At 61.2% G+C, this 5,111-nt stretch carries 4 protein-coding genes; all 4 read right to left on the bottom strand.

The window, feature by feature from the left end; genetic code table 11:
• Nucleotides 1–128: 128 nt before the first annotated feature.
• Nucleotides 129–1,007, bottom strand: coding sequence for a hypothetical protein (locus tag VI215_13715; protein ID HEY6193374.1), 879 nt, complete (start codon nt 1,005–1,007; stop codon nt 129–131).
• Nucleotides 998–2,212: a cytochrome c3 family protein gene (locus VI215_13710; GenBank protein HEY6193373.1), complete on the bottom strand. Its 1,215-nt coding sequence runs from the start codon at nt 2,210–2,212 to the stop codon at nt 998–1,000. The genes VI215_13715 and VI215_13710 overlap by 10 nt, the downstream gene beginning before the upstream one ends.
• A gap of 266 nt (nt 2,213–2,478) precedes the next feature.
• On the bottom strand, nt 2,479–4,698 hold the full coding sequence (ccsA, locus tag VI215_13705) for a cytochrome c biogenesis protein CcsA (protein ID HEY6193372.1): 2,220 nt from the start codon (nt 4,696–4,698) through the stop codon (nt 2,479–2,481).
• A gap of 16 nt (nt 4,699–4,714) precedes the next feature.
• A partial coding sequence (locus VI215_13700; protein HEY6193371.1) for a hypothetical protein occupies nt 4,715–5,111 on the bottom strand: 397 nt, incomplete at its 5' end.

Here is a 5,111-nt window from a genome sequence, read left to right as displayed (position 1 = left end):
GGCCAGACGATTCTTGATTCCCTCTGCGTTTCCTTCGCGCCGCCGCATCCGGCCAGGACCAGCGCCGCTGCGGCTGCGATGAACAAGAACAGGTTCGAGCTTGATCGACTCATGATGGTTTCCTTCATTTACTCTTTCCCCGGCGGCTTTGGCGGGGAGTTGCGCAACGAATCCGCCCCGGCAGGCTTCCGGAGCTCTTTTTCAATTTCTTCGAGCGAGGGGACGATGAGATCGTTCCCGCCCGGCGCCGCGGCGACAGGCTGAAAGTCGATGCCCGCAGTCGTGCAGGAAATTCCCAGTGAAATCGTCCAGGTGGACGCCGCCGGCGCGGTCTGATAGCCCGGGCTGACGTGGAGGCTGACGTTCGGGAGCACCCGGATCGCCGCGCTTGCGGCACACTGGCCGCTCCGTTCCCCGAGGTACCCCCGCGCCGCTTCAAGTCCGAACTGAACGTCGTGGCCCGCGGCAAGAGTAAACCCGGCTCCGGCCAGCAACACTGTCTGATCGCCGATCGTCGAAACTCCGAGGAGCGCGGTCGGATGGATTCCCCCCGAGTCGATCGTCGCCACGGCGGCAACACGGAACGCGTCCTGAGGAAGAAGAGCGCGCGGCGCCACGGCGTCGGATTGTGTCTTCTCCGCCCAAATCGCGAGCCGGCCGATCACCGGGAAGAGCGCCGGGACGCGAAACTTTCCGCCGACCGCATAGGCCATTCCGGAGTTGGTTGCGCCGGTCTGCTCGCCCGTCAGGCGCGCGTAGCCTTCGACGCTTTCCGAAAACCCGCTGCAGAGCGTGATGATGTTCGACCCCCTTCCGCCCTCCCTGAGAAAGTTGAGGCGGGCATACTGGACGCGGAATTCGGACGAGGGGGCGACCGTCGCCGTCGGTAGCAGCGTGAGACCCGAACCGCTGAGGAGTCCCTGATCGCCGAACGATTGCCCGCGGGCCCCGCCGGAAAGCAGGGCTGCGCAAATCAGAAGGCCGGCTGCGATGCGCATCAGTGGCATTGCGCGCACACTCCCATCCGGCCCCCGGGGAATCTGAGAAGATGTTCGTTGACGGACCCGTGAGGGTTATGGCAGGTCACGCAGGAGATCTCGTCTCCGTTCTTCACCTTCGCAAACTGCAGCGGATGCCTGCCCACGGGATGATTTATCTTCTGGTCCTCGTGGCAGCCCGTGCAGAGCGAATAGACTTTTTCCTTCACGATATGGTTCTGGTCGCTGCCGTGCGGCGAATGGCACGTGAGACACTCGGATGCCACCGGATGAGCGGAGGCCGAACTGTCCACCTCGGCCTGCTTTTCGCCGTGGCAATCGTAGCAGGCGGCCGGCACGCCCTTCTCCACCACGACCATCTTTCTTTCCACCGACCAGCTGTGGCACGACGCGCACTCTTTCATTTCCGCCGGGGCGTGGAGAACCGGGGCTGCCGTCATCGACTTGTGGCAAACCCCGCAATCGGCTTTCATCGAGGCGCCGCTGTCCGCGCTCGGAAGCCCTTCGTGGCAGGAAGTGCAGCTCCGTTCAAGCTCCGAATTATGGAAGAGGCCCTGGCGGTCGGCGACCGGCTTCGAATCCATGACGAACCTCGACGCGAACGACACCGCCTTCTCCTTCCTTCCGCGGGGAGCGAGGAAGATTCTGTTGGAGCCGGGGATGAGGCGGACATGCAGCTTGTAGAGAGCGCGTCCGTCGCTGACCGGGTCGTCATAGGCCGTGGTGCAGAGAGTGTCGATCCATCCCCTGACCCTCACTACCACCTCCGATGCGTCTCCGAGGTTCCGGGCGTCGCCCACGAGCTTCGCGAATTCCGCCCGCTTCCAGAGCCCGCGGATGTCGAGCGTGTCGGTGTAGGCAAATCCGAGCGACTCCGCCGGGGTATAGCCCTTGAAGATCTTGAACGAGTACGAGAGGAGCTCCAGCGTCATGTTCGGCTCGAACATCCGGTAGAACTCTTTCGCGAATCCCGCCCGTGCGCTATCACCGCGCAGATCGAAGGCCTGCACTTTTTCCCACTGCGTGGAAAGGAGAAGAGCATCGCCGGCCTGTTTCGAAGCGGAGACGAGAAACAGCCGGCCCGCGTCATAACAGATCGAATCGGAAGGGGACGGGACCAGGATGCTGATATCGTCCTTCGGGGCATCGCCCAGGAACAATACTCCCCCGAGGCAGGTCAGGACAAAGCCAATATGTAGTTTTATGCGCGTCATCGTTCGGGTGATTCCACCCTTTTCAATGCACTTAGGATGCCAGACTTATCTCTGTTTCGGTACGGTTTTCAGCGTTTTTTCGACACTATTTATCGAAAATGAATCAAAAAACCGTTTAGATTGATGGTCAGTTCTCAGAATTGAGAAATCAGTGGAAAAGTAGCGGTCAGGGGGAGAGAAGGGTAATCTGGACCCGATGGCCTGTCTGATTTCGAACCGGTACACGTAGCCTGCAATACCGAACAAACGCAGCCTGAAGGCTGAGCCTACCCCGGCGCCAGCCGCCGTTTGAAGGCCATCGCTGTTCCAGCGAGGATCAGGATCACACCAGTCCAGACGACCATCATCAAGGGCTTCGTGCTCACCTCGACGATCAATTCATCGGGCGCAGCCGAAGCGGGTTTTTCATCGATGCCGAGGATCTCCAGTCCGACTTTCTTTTCCTCCACGCTGATCGCGCTCAGGGCGACCTGCGGTCGGGAGGCGCCCATCGACCGGTAGTCGGCCGGCGGAAGATCGGCCGGAATCAGTTTTCGTTCTCCGTTCGGGTCGAAGAGCAACCGGGGAGTAACCTGCGCCACCTTTCCTCCCCGCTCGATCTCGAGGAGCGCCCCCACGGCCATCGACCCGGCATCGCCGTGCTGCGACATGTCGAAACCGGAAAATTTAATCCGGTACCCGGCGATCTCTTTGGTCTCCCCCTTGGTGATATCGTAGAGCGGATGATGCGAAGGAGCCGCAGCCGGGCTTCTCATCTCGAGAGGGGAAATATACAAATCTTTCAGCGGGTAAACCTTGATGTCAGGCTCGCGCATGAGCGACTGGTTGTATTCGCTGAAGTAGAGCCGGGGGGCGGCGCGATAGGAGCTTCTCCCGTCCGAGACGTCGATCTGCATGAACTGTCTCTCGGCGGTATTGCCGGAGGCGCCCTGAAACGTCAACTGGTAACCGAAGACCGATTGTGGCTCTCCGGCCTTGAGGGAAATCTGAGTCCGCTCGTCGAATTCACCTGAGCCGACGATCCCGATGAGAAGAAGGCCGACTCCGATATGGCCGACGGGCCCTCCCAGGGTCATCCATCCCGATTTGTACTGGCGGAAGGCCACGACCGCGTTGCTGATCACTCCGAATGATGCGGAACCGACGAAGAGAAGCAGAAGGGCCGAGGTCACGCCGCCGACGTAGGCGATGCAGCATGAAAGGACTGTCAGAGCGAGGGGCAGAGAGAGCCTTCGAAGGAGCGACGCGTTGGCCTCATTCGACCATCCGAGAAACGGGGTGACGCCGAGCAGCAGCGCGATCCCGATCCCGACGGGGAGGTTGACCTTATTGTAAAATGAGGTGTCGACCTGGGAGGCTTTGCCAAGAAGTCCGGTCAGGATCGGAGAGGACATTCCGGCGAAGGTAAACAGCGCGCCGAGGCAAAGGACGAAGATCGAGACGACCATCGCAAGGTCGCGGTTCACCCCGGAGAATTCCAGGCCGGGCGAGCGGATCTCGCGAAACCGGGACGCGAACAGCCCGAGCCCGACGAACACCGCCGCGACCTGGACGCCGATCAGGTAATTGCTGATCCCCAGATCGACGAAGGAGTGCACCGAAAAGTCGGTCAGAACGCCGCTCCGGGTCAGGAAGGTCGCATAGAGAACCAGGATGAATGAAACGAGAGCCAGTGCCATGTTTGTTCGGACGAGCGCCCCCTTCGTCTTTTGAACGACGAGCCCGTGAATGAGAGCGAGGAGTATGAGCCAGGGGACGAGCGATGAATTCTCGACCGGATCCCATCCCCAGTAGCCCCCCCATCCGAGGACTTTATATGCCCAGAACCCGCCGATGATGATTCCCGCCCCGAGCGTCCCCGCGGCAAAGAGAGTCCAGGCGAACCCCGACTCGAACCACTCCTCGTACCGGCGGCGGCGGAGAGCGGAGACCACCATTGCGAAGGGAAAAAGCGCGGCCGCGTATCCGATGAACAGAATGGGGGGATGGATCGCCATCCAGGGATCCTGCAACAGCGGGTTCAACCCCGCCCCGTCTGCAGGGATCTGCTGTGAGATTTCGAACGGGCTCTTGACCAGCATCAGCAGGAACAGGAACCCCGAGAAGGCGCTCACCACGGCCATCCCCGTCGCGTCATTTTTCCCCGAACCGTGCATGTAGAAAACTCCCATCAGCGATACGAGGAGAGCCCAGAGGAGGAACGTCCCCTCCTGGCCCGCCCAGAAGGCGGAGATCGTGTAGAGAAGGGGGAGCGACTGTGAGCTGTACCGGGCTGCGTACGAATACTGGAATTGATGAGTCAGCAGAATCGCCATGAGCGTCCCGGAGGCGATCAGGACGGCGAACGTCATCGCCCAGTAGAGGCGGCGGGGGAGTTGACCCGCTCCGGAGGCGCGGCCGCGCCCTCCGCCGGCTGTGAAGTAAGAGTACGCCGCGCCCAGGCTGGTCAGAAATGCTGCGAGTATGCTGAGGTGTCCGATGTCCATGATGTTCAGTGTCGTCTTACGATGGTTTCTGCGCGCGTTCCTGCCGGCGCTCGATCCGTTTGATCAACAGATAGAGCGAGACCCCGACAATGGTAATGATGAGAGTCGCGACGCCCAACCCCCACCGGCGGAAATAATACTCGTCGATCGCCTGCCGCCCGTCGCCCGCGACGACTGCGGCCGCAACGAGCCCTTTCTCCACCACGCCCCGGAACCTCTGCTCGTCGACCGAATGGACCATCGTGCGCGATTGCAGCCGCGCCTGGCGGGCCTCGCGGAGCTTGAACTTCGCTTCCGAGACTTCCATCCCCCTCTGCTCGGCCTCATCGATGAGAAATGCGGCGTTCTTTTGCGACATGTCAAGGCTGTCGATCATCCGCCGCATCGAGGCCGCAACTTCGAACCCGCCGGAC

The sequence above is a fragment of the Bacteroidota bacterium genome, from assembly GCA_036522515.1.
Taxonomy (GTDB): Bacteria; Bacteroidota; Ignavibacteria; order UBA10030; family SZUA-254; genus VBOC01.
Note: the sequence above shows the minus strand (reverse complement) of the source record. Positions and strands in the feature narration are given on the sequence as shown.